This is a genomic window from Streptomyces diversicolor (assembly GCF_057537855.1).
This window is the reverse complement of the sequence record NZ_BAAJXA010000002.1, coordinates 26909-48721: the sequence shown is the minus strand read 5'-3', so window position 1 is coordinate 48721 and position 21813 is coordinate 26909. Positions and strand designations below refer to the sequence as shown.

At 70.9% G+C, this 21813-nt stretch carries 22 protein-coding genes; 15 read left to right on the top strand and 7 right to left on the bottom strand.

The genetic code is table 11. The features are described from left to right. Positions 1-65 precede the first annotated feature (65 nt). Positions 66-1103 (bottom strand): hypothetical protein, encoded by a 1038-nt coding sequence (locus AC27LF_RS02170; RefSeq protein WP_479656134.1) that lies wholly within the window; start codon positions 1101-1103, stop codon positions 66-68. A 193-nt stretch (positions 1104-1296) separates the two neighbouring features. Next, entirely contained in the window at positions 1297-3882 is a 2586-nt protein-coding gene (gene pepN, locus AC27LF_RS02165; protein ID WP_479656181.1) for an aminopeptidase N, read from the bottom strand. Between the two features lie 151 nt (positions 3883-4033). Between pepN and AC27LF_RS02160 the strand changes: the two genes are divergently transcribed. Further along, positions 4034-4678: a mycothiol-dependent nitroreductase Rv2466c family protein gene (locus tag AC27LF_RS02160; RefSeq protein ID WP_479656135.1), complete on the top strand. Its 645-nt coding sequence runs from the start codon at positions 4034-4036 to the stop codon at positions 4676-4678. 1 nt (position 4679) lies between these two features. Here AC27LF_RS02160 and AC27LF_RS02155 read toward each other — a convergent pair whose 3' ends face one another. Further along, positions 4680-4886: a hypothetical protein gene (locus AC27LF_RS02155; RefSeq protein ID WP_479656136.1), complete on the bottom strand. Its 207-nt coding sequence runs from the start codon at positions 4884-4886 to the stop codon at positions 4680-4682. 507 nt (positions 4887-5393) lie between these two features. On the opposite strand from AC27LF_RS02155, the gene AC27LF_RS02150 reads away from it, so the two are divergent. Further along, positions 5394-5975 carry a biotin transporter BioY gene (locus AC27LF_RS02150; protein WP_479656137.1) on the top strand — a complete coding sequence of 194 codons (582 nt, stop codon included), beginning with the start codon at positions 5394-5396 and terminating at the stop codon, positions 5973-5975. A gap of 695 nt (positions 5976-6670) precedes the next feature. Here the strand turns inward: AC27LF_RS02150 and AC27LF_RS02145 are convergent. Beyond that, positions 6671-8125, bottom strand: coding sequence for an amino acid permease (locus tag AC27LF_RS02145; RefSeq protein WP_479656138.1), 1455 nt, complete (start codon positions 8123-8125; stop codon positions 6671-6673). A gap of 203 nt (positions 8126-8328) precedes the next feature. On the opposite strand from AC27LF_RS02145, the gene AC27LF_RS02140 reads away from it, so the two are divergent. Together AC27LF_RS02140 and AC27LF_RS02135 are read left to right on the top strand one after the other, a co-directional pair. Continuing rightward, on the top strand, positions 8329-8817 hold the full coding sequence (locus tag AC27LF_RS02140) for a ribose-5-phosphate isomerase (protein ID WP_479656139.1): 489 nt from the start codon (positions 8329-8331) through the stop codon (positions 8815-8817). Between the two features lie 44 nt (positions 8818-8861). Beyond that, a complete protein-coding gene (locus AC27LF_RS02135; RefSeq protein WP_479656140.1) occupies positions 8862-9677 on the top strand; it encodes an Fpg/Nei family DNA glycosylase in 816 nt (271 codons plus the stop codon). 326 nt (positions 9678-10003) lie between these two features. On the opposite strand, the gene AC27LF_RS02130 is transcribed toward AC27LF_RS02135, so the two are convergent. Then, entirely contained in the window at positions 10004-11260 is a 1257-nt protein-coding gene (locus AC27LF_RS02130) for a GNAT family N-acetyltransferase (RefSeq protein WP_479656141.1), read from the bottom strand. Between the two features lie 162 nt (positions 11261-11422). Here AC27LF_RS02130 and AC27LF_RS02125 point away from each other — a divergent pair, with 162 nt between their 5' ends. Further along, positions 11423-12601, top strand: coding sequence for a SpoIIE family protein phosphatase (locus AC27LF_RS02125; protein ID WP_479656142.1), 1179 nt, complete (start codon positions 11423-11425; stop codon positions 12599-12601). A gap of 161 nt (positions 12602-12762) precedes the next feature. Here the strand turns inward: AC27LF_RS02125 and AC27LF_RS02120 are convergent, their stop codons facing one another. Continuing rightward, positions 12763-13926, bottom strand: coding sequence for an acyltransferase family protein (locus AC27LF_RS02120; protein WP_479656143.1), 1164 nt, complete (start codon positions 13924-13926; stop codon positions 12763-12765). Between the two features lie 448 nt (positions 13927-14374). Here AC27LF_RS02120 and AC27LF_RS02115 point away from each other — a divergent pair, with 448 nt between their 5' ends. After that, complete coding sequence (locus AC27LF_RS02115; protein ID WP_479656144.1) at positions 14375-14569, top strand: hypothetical protein; 195 nt, start codon at positions 14375-14377, stop codon at positions 14567-14569. 464 nt (positions 14570-15033) lie between these two features. Here AC27LF_RS02115 and AC27LF_RS02110 read toward each other — a convergent pair whose 3' ends face one another. After that, the gene (locus AC27LF_RS02110; RefSeq protein ID WP_479656145.1) at positions 15034-15558 is read right to left on the bottom strand and encodes a hypothetical protein; all 525 of its coding nucleotides are present in this window, start codon (positions 15556-15558) and stop codon (positions 15034-15036) included. A gap of 1628 nt (positions 15559-17186) precedes the next feature. Here AC27LF_RS02110 and AC27LF_RS02105 point away from each other — a divergent pair. The 9 genes from AC27LF_RS02105 to AC27LF_RS02065 all read left to right on the top strand — a co-directional run bounded on the left by AC27LF_RS02105 (position 17187) and on the right by AC27LF_RS02065 (position 21810). Continuing rightward, positions 17187-17921 (top strand): GntR family transcriptional regulator, encoded by a 735-nt coding sequence (locus AC27LF_RS02105; RefSeq protein ID WP_479656146.1) that lies wholly within the window; start codon positions 17187-17189, stop codon positions 17919-17921. A gap of 178 nt (positions 17922-18099) precedes the next feature. Further along, on the top strand, positions 18100-18429 hold the full coding sequence (locus tag AC27LF_RS02100) for an SCO3933 family regulatory protein (RefSeq protein WP_351730960.1): 330 nt from the start codon (positions 18100-18102) through the stop codon (positions 18427-18429). Positions 18430-18431: 2 nt separating this feature from the next. Further along, on the top strand, positions 18432-19778 hold the full coding sequence (locus AC27LF_RS02095; protein ID WP_479656147.1) for an FtsK/SpoIIIE domain-containing protein: 1347 nt from the start codon (positions 18432-18434) through the stop codon (positions 19776-19778). Between the two features lie 80 nt (positions 19779-19858). Beyond that, positions 19859-20032, top strand: a complete 174-nt coding sequence (locus AC27LF_RS02090) for a hypothetical protein (protein WP_479656148.1) — start codon at positions 19859-19861, stop codon at positions 20030-20032. A 79-nt stretch (positions 20033-20111) separates the two neighbouring features. Continuing rightward, the gene (locus AC27LF_RS02085; protein WP_479656149.1) at positions 20112-20759 is read left to right on the top strand and encodes a DUF2637 domain-containing protein; all 648 of its coding nucleotides are present in this window, start codon (positions 20112-20114) and stop codon (positions 20757-20759) included. A gap of 19 nt (positions 20760-20778) precedes the next feature. Beyond that, positions 20779-20958 (top strand): hypothetical protein, encoded by a 180-nt coding sequence (locus AC27LF_RS02080; RefSeq protein WP_479656150.1) that lies wholly within the window; start codon positions 20779-20781, stop codon positions 20956-20958. Between the two features lie 2 nt (positions 20959-20960). Further along, complete coding sequence (locus AC27LF_RS02075; RefSeq protein WP_479656151.1) at positions 20961-21146, top strand: mobile element transfer protein; 186 nt, start codon at positions 20961-20963, stop codon at positions 21144-21146. Positions 21147-21162: 16 nt separating this feature from the next. Then, complete coding sequence (locus AC27LF_RS02070) at positions 21163-21537, top strand: hypothetical protein (protein WP_479656152.1); 375 nt, start codon at positions 21163-21165, stop codon at positions 21535-21537. 93 nt (positions 21538-21630) lie between these two features. After that, positions 21631-21810: a hypothetical protein gene (locus AC27LF_RS02065; protein WP_479656153.1), complete on the top strand. Its 180-nt coding sequence runs from the start codon at positions 21631-21633 to the stop codon at positions 21808-21810. Positions 21811-21813 lie beyond the last annotated feature (3 nt).

The following is a 21813-nucleotide window of genomic DNA, read 5'->3' as shown; positions in this document are numbered from 1 at the left end:
GTCGCGCAGTTCCCCGCGCCCCTTCGGGGGCGCTGCCGGACCGCAGCGGGCTGCACTCGCTCCGATCACCGGGGCAGGACGAGGACGTGCGCGGCCGGGGGGCGGTCGCCGGATGCCATCAGTGCGGTGCGGACCACCGCCGCCTGCTGCTCCAGCGACTCCCTCAGCTTCCGCGGGGAGATGTGCACGACCGTGATGCCGAGCCGCTCCAGATGCTCACGCTTGCGCGCGTACTCCGACCAGAGCGCGTCCTCGTCCTGGCGCGTGGCCCGGGTGTCCAGCTCCACCGCCACCGCCTCGTCGGGCCAGTAGGCGTCCAGGCCGCCGAGGTGCGGGCCGCCGGGCAGCCGCAGGTCCACGTTCCACACCGGGTCCGGCAGGCCGTACTCCCGCACCATCCGGTACAGGCGGTCCTCGGCGAGGGCCCTGCCCTCGGCCAGCAGCGAGTCCACCGCGTCCACCACGTGCGGCCGGGCGAGCAGCCTGGCCTGGTGCAGCTCGCGGACCACGGCGGCCGGCTCGCAGTGGCCGGCCCGGACCGCCTCGGACAGCAGCGGACGCACCTCGTGCGCCTCCGTCAGGTCCGCGACCGCGTCCGCCACGGCCCGCGGCACCGGCGCCACCGGCACTCCCGTCACCTGCTGCGGGACGGGCATGACCGGCGTGCGCACGATGCGCACCGCGTCCGTGGAGCGCAGCCGCCGCGCGCGCGGGACCAGCACGTCGATGCGGTCCAGGGCCGGCAGCGCCGGCGTCGAGGAGAAGCCGTGCAGGGTCAGCGCGGCCAGCCCGGTGATCATCGCCTCGGCGTACACGGGGCCGTGCGGCCCTTCGGGGCTGGGCTGCTCCGGCACGCCGGTACCCGGGACGCGGGCCGCGTACAGCAGCGTCGCGTGCAGGCGCTCCTCGCTCGTGGGTGGTCCGGAGCGCAGCAGGACCACGCCCGGCAGCAGTTGCCGCCAGGGGCCGCCGGGGCGGCAGCGCTCGGTCAGCTCGGCCGCACAGACGCCGTGCTTGCGCAGCTGTGCCGCGGTCAGCACCCGGCGGTGGATGTCGCTGAGGTGGTGCAGGGGGCGGGGGGAAAGCGGGGTGTTGTGGGTCATGATCTCCAATTTCCCGCCACCGGTCGTCCCTGTAACCGCTGTTACACGCTCGTCGACAAATACGGACAAGACAGCACTAAAGGACGGTTGTTCGGATGCCGAGTAGACACCGAAAACCCCTGGTCCGTTCGGGTGCGGTCCAGGGGTTACGGCTGCTATTGACCGAATTCCGTAACGGTCACGGACGGGCCGATCATTGGCCAGAGGCGTCGGCGTCGCGGGCCTGCCCGCGCAGCGCCCGCGCCAGATCGTCCCGCGCCTCCAGCACCAGCCTGCGCAGCGCGGGAGCCGCCTGACGGTGGGACTCCAGCCACTCGTCCGCCGCCGCCAGCGTCCCCGGCGAGTCCTGGTAGGCCGGGAACAGGCCCCTGACCACGTCCATGCCGATCTGGATCGACCGCTCCCGCCACACCCGCTCGATCGCCGCGAAGTACTTCTGCGTGTACGGCGCCGTCAACTCCCGCTGCGAGGGCTGCGCGAACCCCGCGATGGTCGCCTCGACCAGCGCGTTGGACAGCGCCTGGGACTCCACCACCTGCGCCCACGCCTGCGCCTTGACCGCGGCCGAGGGCCGGGCGGCCAGACAGCGGACCTGGTGCCGCTTGCCGGACGCCGTGTCGTCGCGGGCCAGCTCCGCCGCGAGCACGGCCTCGTCGGCCACCCCGTGGGCGGCCAGCGGCTCCAGGAACGCCCAGCGCAGCTCCTGGTCCACCTCCAGACCGTCGATCTTCGTGATGCCCTCCAGCAGCTCACGCAGCAGCCCGAGGTCCGCCTCGCTCGACGCCACCGACGCGAAGAACCGCGCCCAGGCCAACTGGTGCTCGCTGCCCGGCTCGGCCCGCCGCAGCTCGGCGAGGGCGCCGTCGGCGACCAGCCGCTCGCCCGTCGCCCGCCACCGCGGCGCCGCGTAGTGGACCAGCGCCGAGTTCGTCCACGCGTGCAGCATCTGCACCACGCCGATCTCGCTCTCGCGGCCCGCGAAGCGCAGCACCAGCCCGACGAAGTCCCGGGCCGGCAGCAGCGCGTCCCGGGTCAGGTTCCACAGCGCCGACCAGCACTGGGCGCGGGCCAGCGGGTCCGTCAGCGCGCCCAGATGGTCCCGGAGCGTGGCCAGCGACGTGGCGTCGAGCCGCGTCTTGCAGTACGTCAGATCGTCGTCGTTGGCCAGCACCAGCTCAGGGGCGGCGGCACCGGCCAGCTCCGCCACGACGGTGCGCGGGCCGTCGACGTCCGTCTCCACGCGCGCGTACCGCTCCAGGGCCCCGGCCGGGGTACGGCGGTACAGGCCCACCGCCACCCGGTGCGGACGCAGCCGGGGATGAGACTCCGGTGCCTCCTGGAGCACGGCCAGTTCGCCGACCCGGCCCTCGGCGTCCAGCAGCACCTGCGGGGTCAGCGTGTTCACCCCGGCCGTCTGCAGCCAGGACCCGGCCCAGGCCGCCATGTCCCGGCCGCTGGTCTCCTCCAGCACCGACAGCAGATCACCGAGCCGGGTGTTGCCGTACGCGTTCCGCTTGAAGTAGCGCCGGGCCCCCTCAAGGAAGGCGTCCTCGCCGACGTACGCGACGAGCTGCTTGAGCACCGAGGCGCCCTTGGCGTACGTGATGCCGTCGAAGTTGAGCTTGGCGTCCTGGAGATCGCGGATGTCCGCCGTGACCGGATGCGTGGAGGGCAGCTGGTCGGCCCGGTACGCCCATGCCTTGCGGCGGTTGGCGAAGGTGATCCAGGCGTTGCTGAAACGGGTTGCGCCGACGTTCGCGAACGTGCCCATGAAGTCCGCGAACGACTCCTTGAGCCACAGGTCGTCCCACCACTCCATGGTGACCAGGTCGCCGAACCACATGTGCGCCATCTCGTGCAGGATGACGTTGGCCCGCGCCTCGTAGGACGCCTGCGTCACCTTGCCGCGGAAGATGTACTCCTCGCGGAAGGTCACCAGGCCCGGGTTCTCCATCGCGCCCAGGTTGTACTCGGGCACGAACGCCTGGTCGTACTTCCCGAACGGGTACGGGAAGTCGAAGTGGTCGTGGAAGAAGTCCAGGCCCTGCTTGGTGACCAGGAAGACGTCGTCCGCGTCGAAGTGCGGGGCGAGGCCCTTGCGGCACATCGCGCCCAGCGGGATCTCCAGCCGCGTACCGTCCTCGAAGGTCCGCTCGTAGGAGTCGGTCACATGGTGGTAGGGGCCCGCCACCACGCAGGTGATGTACGTCGAGATGGGCTTGGTCTCGGCGAACCGCCAGACGCCGTCGGCGCGTTCACCGGCCCCGTTGCTCCACACCGTCCAGTCCTTCGGCGCCCGCACCTCGAAGCGGAACGGGGCCTTGAGGTCGGGCTGCTCGAAGGTGGCGAAGACGCGGCGGGAGTCGGCCGGCTCGTACTGGGTGTACAGGTACACCTCGCCGTCCTCCGGGTCGACGAAGCGGTGCAGGCCCTCGCCGGTACGGGAGTAGGCGCACTGCGCGTCCACCACCAGCTCGTTCTCCGCGGCCAGCTCCTCCAGCACGATCCGGGAGCCGTCGAAGACCTCGCTGGGGTCGAGGTCCCTGCCGTTGAGCGAGAGCGCGGTCACGCTCGGCGCGATCAGGTCCGCGAAGCTGGACGCGCCGGGCTCGTTGCAGCGGAAGCGGATCGTGGTGACCGAGCGGAAGGTGCGCGGCGCACCGTCCCCGGCCCCGTCGCCGACGGCCGACCGCACGTCCAGGGACACCTCGTACCCGTCGACGGACAGCAGGGCGGCCCGCTCCCGGGCCTCGTCGCGGGACAGATTCTCACCGGGCACGGGCGGCACTCCCTCGTTGGTGCGGTGGGGCGGGGTTCGGCCGGTGCCGAACAGGACCGATCCTGCCATGAGCCCCTGACAGGGGTCAGCAGGGGAATGACGCGACGGACCGGCGCGTTGCCCGGCTAAAGGCGTTCTCCCAAGGAGTGACATGGCAGAGAAGACCCCCGTCGACTTCTGGTTCGACCCGCTGTGCCCGTGGGCCTGGATGACCTCCCGCTGGGTGCTGGAGGTGGCGAAGGTCCGGGACATAGAGGTGCGCTGGCATGTGATGAGCCTGGCCGTGCTGAACGAGAACAGGCTGGACGAACTGCCCGAGAAATACGTCGAGAACATGCGTCCCGGCGGCAAGGCGTGGGGCCCGGTCCGGGTGGCGATCGCCACCGGGCAACTGCATGGCGACGAGGCCGTCGGCAGGCTGTACACCGCCCTCGGCACCCGCTTCCACAACGAGGGCCTGGGGGCCGACCGCGCCGGCATCGTCGCCGCCCTCGCCGACGCGGGCCTGCCCGCCGACCTGATCGAGTACGCCGACAAGGACACCTACGACACCGAGCTGCGCGCCTCCCACAAGGAGGGCATCGACAAGGTCGGCCAGGAGGTGGGCACCCCGGTCATCGCCGTACCCGGTCCCGACGGCGAGGAGATCGCCTTCTTCGGCCCCGTGGTGACCCCCGCCCCCAAGGGCGAGGAGGCGCTTCGGCTGTGGGACGGCACCCTCGCCGTCGCCTCCGTGCCCGGCTTCTACGAGATCAAGCGGACCCGCACCAAGGGCCCCGACTTCAGCAACCTGTGAGTCATTCCGGCTCCGGAGCGGGGAAGTAGCCGCCGTCCTGCCAGTTGAAGCTGCGCTGGTAACGGCGGCAGCCGTCCCGGGCGCAGCGGATGTAGGCACCGGGCGCGAAGTCCGGTTTCTCCTTCCGCACGAACGCCTTCTCCTCCTCGGTGAGCGGTCGGAACGCCTGGAGCGGCCCACCGCAGCTCGGGCACCGCTTGAACTCCATGTCTGCTCCCCACCCTCGGGGCCCGTGAGGTGTCTCCCGAGGGTCCGACGGCGGCCGGGCGGGGGTCAATCCCCCGATCCGGTACGCGAACAGGACCGGCCCCGCGCGTCACGTCCGCGCGGGGCCGGTCCCTTGTTCCGCCCGCCGCGTGAAGGGTGAGAAGACGATCACGAGGCAGGACGTCAGGGGGAGCGCCGTCGGCACCCCCGCAGCTCTTATTGCGAAGAGCTTGCAACTACACGCTAGCAACAAAAAGGCTCCGTGGGGTGCGAACGAGGCCGACGAACCGGGCGGACGAACGGGGCCGTACGCCGGCGGGGGCGCCGGCGTGAGCCAGGCATCGCGCCCTCAGTGACCGTTCTCACGTCGTACCGGGTGTAACCCGCACGCTTTGTATGGAGCCGACCAGCGTGCGGGACCCGCCTTTGTCGAGCGCTGACGGTGAACGGCCCGACCAGGCGGTATAGCGTCGCGGTGTCCCCGGCCGCCCACACCTGCGGAGTCCCCATGAGCACCGCCACCGCCGGCGCCCGTTCCGGCGCCGTCCTCGCCGACCTCCTGCCCTCCTCCCGCGTGCGTGACGTCGCCCTCGTGCTCGGCGGAGCCGCGCTCACCGGCCTCGCGGCCCAGCTGTCGGTGCCCGTGCCCGGCTCCCCGGTCCCGGTGACCGGCCAGACCTTCGCCGCCCTGCTCGTCGGCACCACGCTCGGCGCCGGCCGTGGCTTCCTCTCCCTCGCCCTGTACGCGATCGCCGGCATCGCCGGCGTGCCGTGGTTCGCGCAGGGCGCCTCGGGCACGGCCGCCCCGTCCCTCGGATACGTCTTCGGCATGCTGCTGGCCGCCGCCGCCGTGGGCGCGCTGGCCCGCCGCGGCGCCGACCGCTCGGTGCTGCGCACCGCGGGCACGATGATCCTCGGCGAGGCGATCATCTACGCCATCGGCGTCCCCTACCTCGCCCTCGCCACCGGGATGTCCGCCTCGGCCGCCGTCGCCGCCGGGCTCACCCCGTTCCTGCTCGGCGACGCCCTGAAGGCGGCCCTGGCCATGGGCGCCCTGCCCACCGCCTGGAAGCTCGCCGACAAGCGCTGACTCCGACGGTGCTTGCCGACAGGCGCTGACTCCGACGATGCTTGCCAGTAGGCGCTGACTCCGACGGTGCTTGCCGGCAGGCGCTGATCCAGATGGCGCTCGTCGGCAGGCGACCGCGACGGCGCTCTTCGACACGGGCTGACTCCGACGGCGCTCGTCGGTGGGCGCTGACCGTGACGGCGCTCGTCGGCAGGTGCTGACTCCGACGGTGCTTGCCGGTGGGCGCTGATCCCGACGGTGCTCTTCGAGACGCGCTGACTCTGACGGTGCTCGTCGGTGGGCGCTGACTCCGAGGGTGCTTGCCGGTAGGCGCTGATCCCGACGGCGCTCTTCGAGACGCGCTGACTCTGACGGTGCTCGTCGGTGGGCGCTGACCGTGACGGTGCTCGTCGGTAGGCGCTGATCCCGACGGCGCTCTTCGAGACGCGCTGACTCTGACGGTGCTCGTCGGTGGGCGCTGACCGTGACGGTGCTCGTCGGTAGGCGCTGACTCCGACGGCGCTCGCCGACAGGCGCTGACTCCGACGGTGCTCGTCGGCAAGGGCTGACTCTGACGGTGCTTGCCGGTAGGCGCTGACTCCGACGGTGCTCGTCGGCAAGGGCTGACGGCTGCGCTGACCGTCGTCCCCGTGTCCCGGTGTCGCCCGGGCGGGCCGGTGCCCGGGTCGGCCGGCCGGCACCTTGTCCGCTCGGGGTCAGCCGGCCGGCACCTCGTCCGCTCCGGGTGCGGCGGTCGCGGCGCGGCGGCGGCCCGCGGCCCGCTGCCGCACCACCGCGACGACCACCACGACCGCCGCGACCAGCAGCGACAGCAGCACGGTCGTCCGGCCGCTGCTCTCGCCCTCGGTGTCGGTGAGCATGTAGCCGAGCACGAACACGATCAACGCGGCGGCGGCCCAGGTCAGATACGGGTACAGCCACATCTTCACGACCAGCCTCTCCGGCGCCTCGCGCTGGATGATCTTCCGCATCCGCAACTGCGAGAAGCAGATCACCAGCCAGACGAACAGGGCCACCGCACCGCTGGAGTTGACCAGGAACAGGAAGACCGAGTCCGGGAACCGGTAGTTGAAGAAGACGGCGACGAAGCCGAACAGCACCGACGCGACGATCGCCGCCATGGGCACACCGCGGGACGTGGTCCGTGCGAACGCCTTCGGCGCGTCACCGCGCTCGCCCAGCGAGAACGCCATCCGGGACGCCGTGTACAGGCCGGAGTTGAGGCACGACAGCACCGAGGTCAGCACGATGAAGTTCATGATCTGACCGGCGTGCGGGATACCGAGGGAGCCGAGCGCCGCGACGTACGAGCCCTGCTCCTCGACCGTGGGGTCGTTCCACGGCAGCAGGCAGACGACGACGAGGATCGAGCCGAGGTAGAACACCCCGATGCGCCAGATGATGCTGTTGGTGGACTTGGTGACGGCCCGCCGCGGGTCCTCCGACTCACCCGCGGCCAGCGTCGCGATCTCGCTGCCCATGAAGGAGAAGACCACGAGTAGCACCCCGGTGAGGATCGCGCCGGGCCCGTTGGGCAGAAAGCCGCCGTGGTCGGTGAGATTGCCGAACCCCGCCCGGCCGCTGTCCACGCCGGGCAGCACGCCGAGGACGGCCAGCAGGCCGATCACGATGAACGCGCCGATCGCCACGACCTTGATCCCGGCGAACCAGAACTCGAACTCGCCGTAGGAGCCGACCGATACGAGATTGGTCGCGGTGAGCACGACCATCACGATCAGCGCCCAGCCCCACTGCGGAACGGCGGGGATCCACCCCTGAAGGATCTTGGCCCCCGCGGTGGCCTCCACGGCCAGCACGACGACCCAGAAGAACCAGTACAGCCAGCCGATGGAGAACCCGGCCCAGCGGCCGAGCGCCCGGTCCGCGTGCGCGGAGAAGGAGCCGGAGGCGGGATGGGCCGCGGACATCTCGCCGAGCATCCGCATCACGAGGACGACGAGCGTGCCGACGAGGGCGTACGACAGGAGGATGCCGGGTCCCGCCGCGGCGATACCGGAACTGGATCCGACGAACAGGCCGGCTCCGATGACACCGCCGATGGCGATCATCGACAGATGGCGGTTCTTGAGCCCTGCCTGGAGCCCGGTACCGGTCTCTCCGGCCGCGGGGCGGGTCGGCTGTGACGTCATGGGGGGAATTCCTTCGCGCCGGGCGTGGGGTCCCGTGTGGGGGGTTGGGAGCCGGTCCAGTGAATCCGGGGTGAACGGTTTCCGGAACCATTGATTCCGGATTGTTACTCGGGATTGCCTTGGGGTTCCATGGCGTCACTCACAGTTCTCCGAGCAGGAACCCGAAGCTGCCGCCCGTCCGGCCCCATGCCACACTGCTTGCCATGCGCGTGTATCTCGGCTCGGACCATGCGGGCTACGAACTCAAGAACCACCTCGTCGAATGGCTCAAGAAGGCGGGTCACGACCCCGTCGACTGCGGCCCCCACATCTACGACGCCCAGGACGACTACCCGCCCTTCTGCCTCCGCGCCGCGCAGCGGACGGCCGCGGACCCCGACGCCCTCGGCATCGTGATCGGCGGCTCCGGGAACGGCGAGCAGATCGCCGCGAACAAGGTCAAGGGCGTACGCGCGGCCCTCGCCTGGAGCGAGGAGACCGCCTCCCTGGGCCGGCAGCACAACAACGCCAACGTCGTGGCCGTCGGCGCGCGCATGCACTCGCGGGAGGACGCGACGAAGTTCGTCGAGACCTTCCTGACCACCCCGTTCTCCGGCGACGAGCGGCACATCCGCCGCATCGACATGCTGTCCGACTACGAGACGACGGGCGCCCTGCCCCCGGTCCCGGCCCACCACCCCCAGCAGGACTGAGCCGGCCCGGGCGCGGCCCGGGGCGAGGGAGAGGACGCCGCACCGTGCCGGAGGGGCACACGATCCACCGGCTGGCGCAGGACTACGCCGGCCGCTTCCAGGGCCTGCCCGTGCGCGTGACCAGCCCCCAGGGCAAGTTCTCGGACGCCGCCGCCCTGCTCGACGGGGCGGAGCTGACCCGTACGGAAGCCCACGGAAAGCACCTCTTCCTGGGCTTCCGCGGCGCCGACTGGGTCCACATCCATCTGGGCCTCTTCGGCAAGGTCGGCTTCGGCGACGCGCCCGCGCCGCCGCCCACCGACACGGTCCGGCTGCGCCTCGCCGACGCCACCTCGTACGTCGATCTGCGCGGCCCCACCACCTGCGCCCTGATCACCGACGCCGAGAAGCGGGCGATCCACGCGCGCCTCGGCCCCGACCCGCTGCGCGACGGCGCCGACCCGGGCGCCGCGTACGCCCGCATCCGGCGCAGCCGTACGGCGATCGCCGCGCTCCTCATGGACCAGAAGGTCATCGCGGGCGTCGGCAACGTCTATCGCGCCGAGGTCCTGTTCCGGCACGGCATCGACCCGTACCGCGCGGGGCGGGACCTCACCCCCGCCGAGTGGGACGCGATCTGGGCCGACCTCGTGGCGCTGATGCGCGAGGGCGTCCGGCACAACCGCATCGACACCGTGCGCCCCGAGCACACCCCCGAGGCGATGGGTCGCCCGCCGCGCGTCGACGACCACGGCGGCGAGGTGTACGTCTACCGCCGGGCCGACCAGCCCTGCCACATCTGCGCCACCCCCGTCCACACCGCCCCCCTGTCGTCCCGCAACCTCTTCTGGTGCCCCACCTGCCAACCCACCCACCCGTAATACGCCCCTGCGCCACGTGGGCGGGCCCTGCGTGTCGCCCCGGCTGCGGCCAGCGGGCCGAAGCTGCGGGCCCCTGCGCGGGACCGCCGGTCCTGGGCGCAACCCGTGCCTCGTGGACCCGGACCCTGTGGCTCGGGGGTGTGATGCGCGACTCGTGGGCCGGACCCGGAGTCCCGAGGCGGGCCCGGAGCGTTCGAGCTGGGCCCGTAGGCCCGGAGCCCCCGAGTCGGAGGCGCAGGTCCCGAGACGGGCCCGGACCCCCCGAACCGGGCCCGTGGCCCCCGAGGTGAGGTCGTGGCTCGGGGGACCTGTCGTTGGGGTGGGGTTCAGAAGCCGTGGGGGAGCCAGGGGGCTGTCGGGGAGCCGAAGGCCACTGACGCCTCCGTGAGCGCGCCCTGGCGCAGCTCCTGTACCCGCCCGGCCGCCGCCAGCGACGTGAGCGGCACACCACCCAGATACGCGGCCCCCAACTCCCGCACGGACAGCGCCAGCTCGGCCGGCTCCTCGGTGCGCGAGCACGACGCTCCCTTCGCGTCCCCGGTCAGCCGCCAACGCCCCGCGTTCCAGGGGCAGAAGGCGTCCTCGACCGCGAACACCACGTCCACCGGCGCCTGATACGTCCGCGCCTCCAGCGCCGCCCCCAGATCCACCAGCCGCACATACAGCGAGTCCCGCAGCCGCACCTGGCAGCGCCGGATGTCCGACACCTGGTGCTGCCACGCCTCGTCCACCGGCCGCCCCCGCGCCAGCAGCGTCGAGGTCAGGTCGATGTCGAACAGGAACCGCCACACCGCCGCCCGCGCCGCCGGGTCCACCGCATCCAGGTCCTCCAGCACCACCGTGCCCTTGGCTCCGGCATGGTCCCAGTCCGGCCTGACCCGGAAGCGCGCGTAACCGACCAGTTCCCCGTCCCGCTCGGCCACGACGCACTGCAACGGCGACGCACCGTTGCGTTCGCTCTCCGGGTCGAGCAGCGCGACCCGCTCCCACTTCGGCAGCCGCGCCACCATCCCGGGGCGCAGCGGCACCTGCCGTGCGTACAGCGCCTCGCACGCGTCGAGCACGTCGGCCGGCGCGGCGTACCTCAGCCGTACGTCGTCGGTGCCGGGCGGCACCGCGAGCCGCACCCGGCCGGTGTCGATCTCCGCGTGGGCCTGGAAGGTCGCCGCGCCGTACCCGAACCGTCCGTAGATGGCCGGCTCCGACGCCGTCAGCACCGCGAGCGGCCACCCCCAGGACCGTACGTCGTCCAGCTGGCGCCGCATCATCGACGTGAGCACCCCGCGCCGCCGGTGGGTGGCGGCCACGCTGACCATGGTGACGCCCGCGGCCCGCACCGGCGCCCCGCCGGGCACGGTCAGCCGGAAGTCGAACGCCCCGGCCGTTCCCACCCACGCGCCACCGTCCCGGGCGCCGACCGTGCGCTCCGGCTCGATCAGCTCCAGGTACAGCTGGCGCTCCTCGGCCGCTTCGGGCACGCCGCCGAAGGCCCGGATCAGGTTGTCGTACCACTCGTCCAGCTCGTCGCGCCGCGCGGCCCGCAGCTCGATCCCGCGGTCGTCCTGTGCAAGGTCAGTCGCCATGCACCATGCGTATCAGTGCATTGCGGGACGAGCGAATGAATTTCCCCCAGGCGGCAGCGGGACGGCGTTCCATGAAGTTCACTGTGAAGTCGGGCCTCGGACGGGGGACAAGTGGGACCTCCCGTGCCATGGGGCCGGTCCGATGGATAGGGTCCCGAACTGATGGCAGCAGGACGAGAGCGGCGCGGGAAGGCCGAGACCTTCACGGCACGGTGGCGGATGCAGTGGCACCGGGCCCGCGTCGGCCTGCGCCGAAGCGCCGTGGACTACTTCCGCGGCGACGGCTCCGACTGGATCGCGCTGGCCGGCCTGCTGCTGACCGTCCCGGTGCTCGCGGCCATGACGCTCGCCAACTCGGTGTGGTTCGCCCCGGGCGCCCTGGTGCTCCCGATCGTCGCGGGCGGGCTGCTGCTGCGCCCGGCGAGCCTGCTCGGGCTGTACGCGGCGGCGGCCACGGCGCTGATCGTGGAGTCGGTCCGGCTCGGCCCGTACACCGAGGGCCCGTCCCGGGTCACGCCCGGCGTCGTCCTCGTGGTCGCGGCCTGCGGTTTCTTCGGGCTGCTCACCGCACAGTTCCGCAGCCGGGTCGGGGTGCCCTGGCGGCGCGGCGGCACGATGCTGTTCGACCTGCGCGAGCGGATCCGCGTGCAGAGCAAGCTGCCGAAGCTGCCGCAGGGCTGGCACCGGGAGATGGCGCTGCGGCCCGCCGGCGGCCAGTCCTTCTCCGGCGACTTCGTCGTCGCGGCCCGCACGAACGGCGGGCGCACCCTGGAGGTCGTCCTCACGGACGTGTCCGGCAAGGGCATGGACGCGGGGTCGCGGGCCCTGCTGCTGTCCGGCGCGTTCGGCGGCCTGCTGGGCTCGCTGCCCCCGCATGCCTTCCTGCCGGCCGCCAACGGCTATCTGCTCCGCCAGGACTGGGACGAGGGCTTCGCCACCTCGATCCATCTGGTCCTGGACCTCGACTCCGGCGACTACGAGCTGTACTCGGCGGGCCATCCGCCGGGGCTCCAGCTGAGCGCGGGCAGCGGGCGCTGGGAGGAGAAGGCCGCCGAGGGGCCGCTGCTCGGTGTGTACGACGGCGCCCAGTTCGACCCCGTGAAGGGCTCGCTCCGTCCGGGGGACGTGCTGATGCTGTTCACGGACGGTCTGGTGGAGACCTCGGACCGGGACATCGTCGAGGGCATGGACCGCCTCACCGGCGAGGCCGACCGCTATGTGGCCGGCGGCTTCCGCGGCGCGGCCTGGCACCTCATCGAAGCGGTGGCCAAGGACGTCAACGACGACCGGGCCCTGCTCCTGATCTGCCGAGAGGGCCCCACAGCCCCGTTACACCACTGACTCGACCGACGGCGCCTCAACGACTGGCCGAGCAGCAAGCAACGCCCCGTAAGGGGCGCGGGGCTGTATCGGTATGCGGCTCCGCCGCGCGGGCGCGAGCAGCCACGACGCACCCGCACCCGCCAAACACCCCGCACCCCCCGACGCCGCCGCGCACGGACCTACACCGGGACCTTGTCCCGCCCCCGCTCCTGCGCCCCACCCTCCCGGAGGGCCGCCCCCGACTCCCCCCTAAACGCCCAGTCCATCCTCGGCTCCACCGCGAAGCGGAACACCCGCTGCACGGGCCGAGTGCAGAGCAACGTGACCGCACCCCCCGCAAGCACGCTCACCAGAACCTCCCCGACCGGCCGATGCAACCAGCCATGGTCCATCCAGCCCTGGTAGTCGGCGAACTTCACCACGAAGCCGTGCAGCAGATAGCCGTACAACGTGCCCGCACCAAGCGCCGTGAACCACGTCTTGCGGCCCGGCACCAACGCGAAGAAGCAGGCGGTCAGCAGCAGCGAGCAGCCGAACATGGCGAGCACCATCAGCGGCCCGCACCACCACGGCACGCCCAGCTCCTGTGCCGAGTCCCGGTGATAGAACCACGCGGCGTTCATCCGCGGCACCGCCCACCAGCCGAAGGCGAGCGCCGCCGCGAACACCGGCACCGCGGCGATCCGTACCGAGCGGCGGCGCACCAGCTGGAAGTGCTCCGGCTTCATGCACAGCCCGAGCACGAAGTACGGCAGGAACTGCAGGACGCGCTGCAGATCGAGGTCGTCGCCGATGCTCGGCGAGACGGTCGCCAGCATCGCGATGGCGAACGCCACGGGCAGCGGCCGGCGGATCGCCTTCCAGATCGGCGTCGTCAGCCGCCAGATGAACAGCGCGCACAGGAACCAGGTGAGGTACCAGGGATCCAGCAGGCTGATCTCCTGGTCGGGGGAGTGGTCGACGTACCGCTTGAAGAGCGGGTACGCCGTCTCGAAGACGATGTACGGCAGGGCGACGCCGGTCAGCAGGCGCTTGAGCCGGTCCGGCCGCATGTCGAAACTGCGTGAGAAGTAGCCGGAGATGATGATGAACGCCGGCATGTGGAAGGCGTACACGACCATGTACGCGCCCTGGAGCACCCGGCTGTCGCCCTTCAGCGGCTCCCAGGCGTGCCCGACGGCGACAAGGACGATCGCCAGGTACTTGGCGTTGTCGAAGAAGGCGTCGCGCTGCTTGCCCGGTCTGGCCTGCGGGGTACGTGCGTCGGGTACCGCGTCCCGCGGCGACTGCGCCGGCGGGAGGGACCTTCGGTTCTGGCCGGGGGACGAGACGGCATCAAACATCTGAGGCACCCTAGCGTTGTCCGTGGGTTCTCGTAAAACTCCCCTGCGGTTTCCTGTTTAACGGCTTCGGGTACCGCGGATTTGCTGAACTCGCCCCTCCCGGACGCGTGATGATGAGCACATCGACGGCAGTAGATCGCCCTCAATGTACCGATTCATCCGGACTCATTAGTGCATAGGACCGTCTCCGTACCGATGGGCGGCGGCAATTCGAATTACCTGCGAACGCGATGTGTGGGCCGTGAAACCGGCTTCTGTAATTACCGGTTGAGGCTCGTGCGGGTGCACCCTCGAATTGCTGTGCGGGCCGCTTCGCGGGGCGCGGGTGTGGCCGACGATGCGTCACGCGTCGCATAGCCCGGCCCTGTTGGTGGCACGATGGTTCTGGCGGGGGTGCGGGGCAGCATCCCCGGGCCGGGAGAGCGGACCGACCGAGGGTGTGATCAGTGTGGCCATTTCACTGTCCGTGGTGCTGATGTTGGCGATCATCCTGGTGGTGTTGATCCGAGGGGGGAACATCAAGGCCGGTCCCGCCATCGTCGCCATACTCTTCGGCTTCTTCCTGGCCTCGACCGGCATGGCCCCGTCCATCCAGCGCTTCCTCAACTCGATAGCCGACACGATCAACTCGATCAGCTTCTGATCGAGGGGTTGTCTTCCGCCAGGGCACCCCGCGGCGGCCGAGGGGTACCCCGCGCCCGGCCATTCACTCTTCCCAAGGGTGAACCGGGCGGGAGCTGTCCTGGAGCGGAGGCGCGGACGGATCGGCGTCATCCGGTGTTCTTCGGTTGCCCAGGGCCGAAGGACCGAAGGACCGAGAGTGCCATGGGCGTGCGCACGTTCGAGGGTTCGAGATCGCCTGGGCGACCCCGCGGATCGGCGACGGGGCACGGCCATGGAGGCGGCGGCACCGCCGGCGGCACCAAGGTGATCGGCCACGGCTGCCTCGGCTCCGCGGAGCAGCGCCGGGACCGCGTCGGCTGACCCGCGGTAATCACGCTGCCCCCGGCGGAAACACCCAGGGTCAGGCCGAGGGACCCCCCGACCCGGCCTTGAGCCGCACAGGGCGGGCGACGCGAACCGAACCGTGCGGCGCCACGCCGAAGATCAGGGCGACGCGGTGGCGGAAGGGTCGTCGCATGCGCCCGCTCCTCGGAACGTCAGCCCCTCGAACGGTTCGGCTCGGCCCTGGCGTTCGGCCGCCGGTCCGAAGGAGACGGTCTTCTCCGAGACCCGCCCGGCGACGAAGCTCAGCATCCACCCCTCCTTCACCAGCCCCCAAGCGTTGATGGTGGCGAACGAGCGCCGCCTCTCCTCGTGCCAGCCGCGACTCTTCAGCCCGGCGACGACCTTGGCGACGGCCTCCGGATCCGGCTTGGCGCCGGCCCGCACCACGGCACCCGCCGTGCAGGGACCGAGCAGTTCCTCAGCGGCGACGAAGCGCGGTGGGCGGAAACCCCCGGCGGCGACGGCCGCCCGGATGTCGTCCTGCACCGCATCGGGAGTCATCGTGCCCTGGCCCGCCACCACGGCCGAACTACCCCCGCCCTCCGCTGTCGCGCCCGAGCGACCCTCGCCGCCGCAAGCCGCCAGCACCACGGCCGCCACGATCACGGCCGCGGCTGTCCCCACCCCGCGCATCTCTCTCCCCACCTGATCAGGCCCCGGAGCGAGCTGAGGCCCAGAGAGAGGGAAAACCGCCTCTCACCTGGGCCTCAGCCATACAGAGCGGGCGACGGGAATCGAACCCGCGTAGCTAGTTTGGAAGATCGCGTACGCGGATACCCTCTGACCTGCCAAGTCTCTGACCTGGGCTTCAGGGTGCCGTTCCCCGTTACTCCCCGTTGGCTGCCGTGTTGCCCCTCACGTTCGGGCACGCAAGGGGCACGTCGTGGCTACTTGATCAGCGCGCCTAGCGCGGTCACAAGACTGGCTATAGCGCCGAGCAGCGCTGCCCAGCTCACCGGATGCTTCCACGGGCTGCGGGACTGGTGCGCTGCCCCCTCGCCATCCACCGTCCCGTGAAAGGCATTGCACGGCAATGCTCTTGTGGGTAGAGTCAACGCATCTTCAGATGCGCTAGGGTGGGGGTCGTCCCGGTCGGGCACGATACCTCCTTAGTTGATTAGAGACCTTGGGTCTGAAGTGCCATGACCGTGCGATGTCCGTGGCAGGAACTTCGCGCACGGTCTTTTGGCGTTGCCTATGGCAAGTACGGGACACCGTACCGCAGTTGAGGCTGCTCGTGCTCCTCGTGCGGAGATTGCTCAACCCACCACTCTCCCCAGCTCCCATCCCGTCTGCCGTCGGCCCACACACCGTGGAGCGGGCGTGGTTCATGGCGTCCAGGTGGAGCGCGCCACTGTACGAACGACCTGGACGCCATGGGCCGCGTCTGCTCGGCTCTGCCTGGGTCGACGGCGGACGGGATGGGAGCACCCCACGCACGCCACTGCTCGCCGGCACTCGCGAACGGCGCCCCCCGCCATCCTGGAGCCTGAGCGCCCCCGCCGGAGGCTGGTTCTGACTTGGGTCCCATTTAGGGCATGAAGACACTCCCAGCCGCAGCCTGTGGAGGCCGGCCGACCTCAGCCGTGGCGCACCTGCTTTTGGATCAAAGCGTCTCTGAGGGTTCGCACGAATCAGGTGCTGTTGACCGTGGGGCTGCGCCTTGCCCTGGGTTGGGCCTGGTGATGTGGGCCGTGGCGGGAATCAGGCTCGGTCCGGTGCATCGGCCCGAGGTGGCCAGAGCGTGAGGCGTGATCACCCTGGGGCATCGAGAGTGGCGCGGGGCCGGGGCCGGGGCGGCGCGGGCCGAAGGCAGGAGCGAAGCCCCGAGTCCCGAGCCCGCGCCGGCCCGCAGTGCGGGCCGGTGGGGTGTGATCTACGCGGCGGCGGCCGGTGCCGTTGGGACAGCGCAGCCGGATGGCCGAAGGCCAAGAGCCTCCGCTTGGGGCCGGTGACGTCGTAGGCCCATGCACCAAGGTGCTGAGGCTGCGCGCTGCGGGCGCTCAAGCGCGGTGGCACTGCGGTTTCCTGGGGGCGAGCTGTGGAGTCCTGTCATTCCAAGTGCGCCACGGCTGAGGTCGGCCGGCCTCCACAGGCTGCGGAACGGGGGGCATGGCTGCCCCGCCCGGAAGGGCGGGCTTGATGAGGTAGAGAAACCTGTAACAACCCGGCCCCGGCTCCGTGGGCTGGGTTCGCGCGATTAGTGGGTACCCACTAGCCTGGAACCACCCTAGGGAACTGGAGGCTGATCTATGCCCGACGCGCGGCAGATCGCCGACGACCTGCGGGCACGGATCAACGACGGTGAGTTTGGGCCCGGTGCCCGGCTACCTGGGGAACCCGCGCTCGTCAGGGACTACGGCGTAGCCAAGATGACAGCAAGTGGTGCGTTGAAGTTGCTGGTAGCAGAGGGGGTGGCGGTCTCACGCCCCGGCTCCGGTACCTACGTGCGGGAGTTTAAGCCGATCTTGCGGGATGCCACTAAGCGCCTCTCCCGCGATCAGTGGGCGGCTGGAAAGTCGATCTGGTCGGCTGACGTCGGTGAGCGCCCGATGACCGTGACCGATCTTGAGGTGTTCGAAGAGGACGCGCCGCGATGGGTGGCTCGCATCCTGGATCTTGACGAAGGCGCTCGCGTAGTCGTGCGTAGTCGTCGGTTCCTGGTTGACGGTGAGCCGGTACAGAAAGCCGTCTCGTACCTCCCTGCCGACCTGGTGCACGGCTCACGCATCACCGAGCCGGATTCAGGGCCGGGCGGCACCTATAAGCGCTTGGCCGAGCTGGGTGCTGAGCCGGTCCGCTTCAGTGAGGACCTGCGTGCACGCATGCCCAGCTCTGAAGAGGTATCAGGCTTGGCCATCCTTCCTGGCACACCCGTGATCGAGATCTGTCGAACGGCATACACCTCGGACGGGAGGCCGGTTGAGGTCAATCAGATGCTGCTTGACGCCGGCGCCTACGCGCTGCGCTACACCTTTGGCAGTTGACGCAGCGTCAGAAACTTCACAGCGAGACAGAAAGGCCCACTTCGGTGGGCCTTTTTGGCGTTTCCGGGGGCGCTTGCCGTTGTGGATCGCTTGACCTCCCTAGGGAGGTTGCGCTTCAATCTCCCTAGGGAGGTCAAACTCCACTCCCGTTCTCACCTCTCTGAGGAGTGTGCCTTTCATGCCGTCCTTCAAGATCGACCTTTCGACCGCTGTGGTGTTCGTGGCGACTGCGCCCGTGCCGAAGATGGTCAACAAGCAGACCGGTGAGATCGCCATCGACAAGGACACCCGCGCGCCGCTGCACACGGTGGGCCTGCTGGTGTCGGACGAGGGTGAGGGCAACCTGTACCAGGTCGCGATCCCGGAGACGGGTCTTCCCGAGAACCTGACGCCGGGCATGCCGGTGCGGGTGGTCGGGCTGAAGGCGCGGGACTGGGAGAACGAGTTCAACGGTCAGAAGCGGCACGGGATCAGCTTCCGCGCGGTTGCGATCACGGCGGGGGCCTGACCATGGCGGACCTGGTGACCTGGCTGGAGGCCGGGACCGCTGCGGCCGGCGCGGGTGGGCTCGGTTACGCGAAGTACCGGGCGCCGCGCGTGTACTGGTCGCTGGTGGGGCTCCCGGCCACGTGGGGCCGGTTCACCTGGACCTACCGGGACACGATGGAGGTGTGCGGGCTGACGGTGCAGCCGTCCGGCTTCCGTGCCTTCGTCAAACGCAACCTGGCCCGTGCCGAGGTGCGGCCGGTGCCGCCGAAGGTCCGCCGTGTCCATCCCACGTCGGTCGGTCTGCGGGTGTCCCTGCGGCTCCCCGCCGGCCTGGAGCCCGCCGACATTGCCGCGTCCTCCGAGCGCCTGCGCCACGCCTGGGGGGTGCGCTCGGTGGCCGTGGCCGAGACCAAGCCGGGGTATGTCGAGCTGCGGATGACCGGGTACGACGTGCTGCGCCGGGTCCGCCTGCCGCGCACGGCTCAGCCTCGTGACCTGGTGGTTCCGGTCGCGCTGCGGGAGGACGGCACGGTGTTCGAGCGGGACTACCGCAAGATCCCGCACGCCCTGACGCTGGGCGCGAACCAGTCGGGCAAGTCCATGTATCAGCGCAACCTGATCAAGGGGCTCGCTCAGCTCCCGGTCGGGCTGATCGGTATCGACTGCAAGCGCGGTGTCGAACAGGGCCGGTACGCGCCCCGGCTGTCGGCTCTGGTCACCGATCCGGAGTCCGCCGGCCGTCTCATAGACGCGCTGGTCGGTGAGATGGAGGACCGTTTCGATCTGCTCGCCCTCTACGGGGTCTCGGACCTGTGGGAGCTGCCGGATCAGGTCCGGCCGGTGCCGCTGATCGTCCTGGTGGACGAGGTGGCGGAACTGTTCCTGGTGACCTCGAAGAAGGACGAACCGGCCCGCGACCAGACGGTCATGCAACTGGTGCGGCTCGGGCAGATGGCCCGCGCGATCGGGATCTATCTGGAGGTGTGCGGGCAGCGTTTCGGTTCCGATCTGGGCCGGGGCGCGACCGCGCTGCGGGCTCAGCTCACCGGCCGTGTGGTGCATCGCGTCAACGACAAGCAGACGGCCGAGATGGGCTTGGGTGACATCGCCCCGGACGCGGTGATGTCCGTGACCGGGATCGCCCCGAACCGCCCCGGAGTCGCGGTGGCCGGTGACACTTCCGGTGGCTGGTCCCGTATCCGGACCCCCGAGACCAGCCCGGACGAAGCGGCGGCCGTCTGCCGTCAGTTCGCCCGCCTCACCCCCGCTCTGCCGTTCCTCGCCCCGTTCCGGCCCGTGGGACAGATCAATATCCCGCCGATGCCCGACGTGCCGCCGCTCGTGCAGCCGCAGCCCGCCGACGAGTAGCACCCCGAATCCCGGTCGGCGTGACCGCCTCACGCCGGTTCCCTACCCGAGCCATGCCGAAAACCGGACGGAGATCGCTCATGGCACGCACCCGCAAGACCAGCAAGCCGACCGTCAAGCAGTGCCCGGCCTGTCACGGCACCGGTGAGGTCTCCCGTGCCGTGCGGGTGGGCCGCAAGCGCCGCCACGCCGGCGACCAGACCGGGATCTGCCTGGGCTGCCTGGGCGCCGGCGAGATCCCCGCCGACGACTGAACCCGCTCGGGGGCCCGGCGGCCGGACACCGAACCCGCCGCCCCACCCCGGCCCGATCCCCTGAAGGAGGTGAAGACCTGTGTCCCGCTCCATCCGCCCGGATGCCGTCCTGGTCCAGGCTGTGATCGCCGGTGCGCTGTCCTTCGCCCACCTGCACGACCTTGCCGAAGCCGCCGGGCAGACCGGATGGAAGGCATGGGCCTACCCGGTCTCCGTCGACCTGCTCCTTGTCGCCGTGTGGCGCCGGCTGCGCACCGAACGGTCCGGACTGGCCTGGTTCTGGTTCCTGATCGCCCTGGTCGCCTCGCTGGGCGCCAACATCGCAACCGCCGGACTCCTCGACCTGGAGCACGTCCCGGCCTGGCTGCGCATCGTCGTCGCCGGCTGGCCCGCACTGGCCTTCCTCGGCGGCACCCTCCTCGCCCACCAGCCCCACACCCCCGAACCCGAGCCCGCCCCGGAGCCCGCACCCACGCCGGAACCCACGCTCGTGGTCGACCGCCCCGAGCCGCCCGAACCGGCACCCGAGATCACCGAACCCGCCCCGGCCCCGGCACTGCCCGCACCGGCCGTCCCGAGCGTGCCCCCGGCCCTGATCGACCACGCCCGCAAGGTCGCCACCGAACACCGCGCCCGCACCGGGGTCGAGATCGACGCGGCCACCCTGCGCGCTCGCCTCGGTGTCCCGGACGACCTGGCCAGCGCCATCGTCGCCCAACTCGCCTGACAGACAAGGAGGTTCCACCATGCGCAAGTTCGACCACCCGTCCGACTACCTCGACGCGGCCCGTGAGATGACCGACTCCGGTCGCCCCACCCTGGCCCGGATGCTGGCCGAGGAAGCCGCCGACCGCACCTCGGACCCCCAGGAAGCCGCCCGCATCCTGGCCGACTTCCCCGGCCGCAGCATCCGGCAGGAGGGCTGACCATGCGCCCCAACCGCTTCTACGACGTGATCCGCATCGGTCCCGTGCGGGTCGGCACGTTCAACAACGGCCGTGGCCAGACCCGGCACACCGCCGCCTGCACCGCCCCCGGCTGCGGCTTCTCCACCGAGCACCGCGACCGTTCCGCCGCCGAACTCGCCGCCCGCACCCACCACTGCACCCCCTGACCTGGAGGGCCGTCCCGTGCAGTTGCCCGACGCCCAGCTCCGCGCCGGCCACATCCCCGCCGACATCTACCGCCAGATCCCGCCCGGCACCGACCTGCACAAGGTCGTGATCGTCCAGCAGGCCCCGCGCTCCTACAAGGGCCCGATCGCCCTGACCCTGCTGATCATCGCCGGATCGGTGGCCGTGCTGCTGGTGATCGCGTTCGTCGCTCAGGTTGTCGCCGGCGCGGCCGTCTCGGTCCTGTCGGCCACCGGCGGACTGAGCTACACGATCAACCGCGCCAGGAAGAGCGGGGAGTTACCCCGCGCGGCCACCCGCCGGCGCTCCCGCTCGCCGCACAAGTCCCTGCCTGCCCGCCCGGTCCGCTCCAAGAGCCGCCGGCACAAGTAACACCCTCCGGGGCGGCCTCTACCGCCAAGTATCCGCCGCCCCGGACGGCTCCACCCATTCCTGATCCAACGGACCCGAAAGGGCTCACTCATCATGCCTCAGCACACCCGGAACCCGCGCGTCTGCCGCGACTGCGACGGCTTCGCCACCGCCGCCATCACCACCGGCACCCGCCACGCCGACGGCACCCGCGCCATCCTCCGCGTCACCTGCCCGACCTGCAAGGGCATCGGCCACTCCACCCCCGCCGGCCTCGCCCGCGCCGGGCGGTGACCG

What these genes read in the sequence shown, in the direction of transcription:
- AC27LF_RS02170 (WP_479656134.1), bottom strand. Translation starts at nt 1,103, where the DNA reads ATGACCCACAACACCCCGCTTTCCCCCCGCCCCCTGCACCACCTCAGC.
- AC27LF_RS02160 (WP_479656135.1), top strand. Translation starts at nt 4,034, where the DNA reads ATGGCAGAGAAGACCCCCGTCGACTTCTGGTTCGACCCGCTGTGCCCG.
- AC27LF_RS02155 (WP_479656136.1), bottom strand. Translation starts at nt 4,886, where the DNA reads ATGGAGTTCAAGCGGTGCCCGAGCTGCGGTGGGCCGCTCCAGGCGTTC.
- AC27LF_RS02150 (WP_479656137.1), top strand. Translation starts at nt 5,394, where the DNA reads ATGAGCACCGCCACCGCCGGCGCCCGTTCCGGCGCCGTCCTCGCCGAC.
- AC27LF_RS02145 (WP_479656138.1), bottom strand. Translation starts at nt 8,125, where the DNA reads ATGACGTCACAGCCGACCCGCCCCGCGGCCGGAGAGACCGGTACCGGG.
- AC27LF_RS02140 (WP_479656139.1), top strand. Translation starts at nt 8,329, where the DNA reads ATGCGCGTGTATCTCGGCTCGGACCATGCGGGCTACGAACTCAAGAAC.
- AC27LF_RS02130 (WP_479656141.1), bottom strand. Translation starts at nt 11,260, where the DNA reads ATGGCGACTGACCTTGCACAGGACGACCGCGGGATCGAGCTGCGGGCC.
- AC27LF_RS02125 (WP_479656142.1), top strand. Translation starts at nt 11,423, where the DNA reads ATGGCAGCAGGACGAGAGCGGCGCGGGAAGGCCGAGACCTTCACGGCA.
- AC27LF_RS02120 (WP_479656143.1), bottom strand. Translation starts at nt 13,926, where the DNA reads ATGTTTGATGCCGTCTCGTCCCCCGGCCAGAACCGAAGGTCCCTCCCG.
- AC27LF_RS02105 (WP_479656146.1), top strand. Translation starts at nt 17,187, where the DNA reads ATGCCCGACGCGCGGCAGATCGCCGACGACCTGCGGGCACGGATCAAC.
- AC27LF_RS02100 (WP_351730960.1), top strand. Translation starts at nt 18,100, where the DNA reads ATGCCGTCCTTCAAGATCGACCTTTCGACCGCTGTGGTGTTCGTGGCG.
- AC27LF_RS02095 (WP_479656147.1), top strand. Translation starts at nt 18,432, where the DNA reads ATGGCGGACCTGGTGACCTGGCTGGAGGCCGGGACCGCTGCGGCCGGC.
- AC27LF_RS02090 (WP_479656148.1), top strand. Translation starts at nt 19,859, where the DNA reads ATGGCACGCACCCGCAAGACCAGCAAGCCGACCGTCAAGCAGTGCCCG.
- AC27LF_RS02080 (WP_479656150.1), top strand. Translation starts at nt 20,779, where the DNA reads ATGCGCAAGTTCGACCACCCGTCCGACTACCTCGACGCGGCCCGTGAG.
- AC27LF_RS02075 (WP_479656151.1), top strand. Translation starts at nt 20,961, where the DNA reads ATGCGCCCCAACCGCTTCTACGACGTGATCCGCATCGGTCCCGTGCGG.
- AC27LF_RS02065 (WP_479656153.1), top strand. Translation starts at nt 21,631, where the DNA reads ATGCCTCAGCACACCCGGAACCCGCGCGTCTGCCGCGACTGCGACGGC.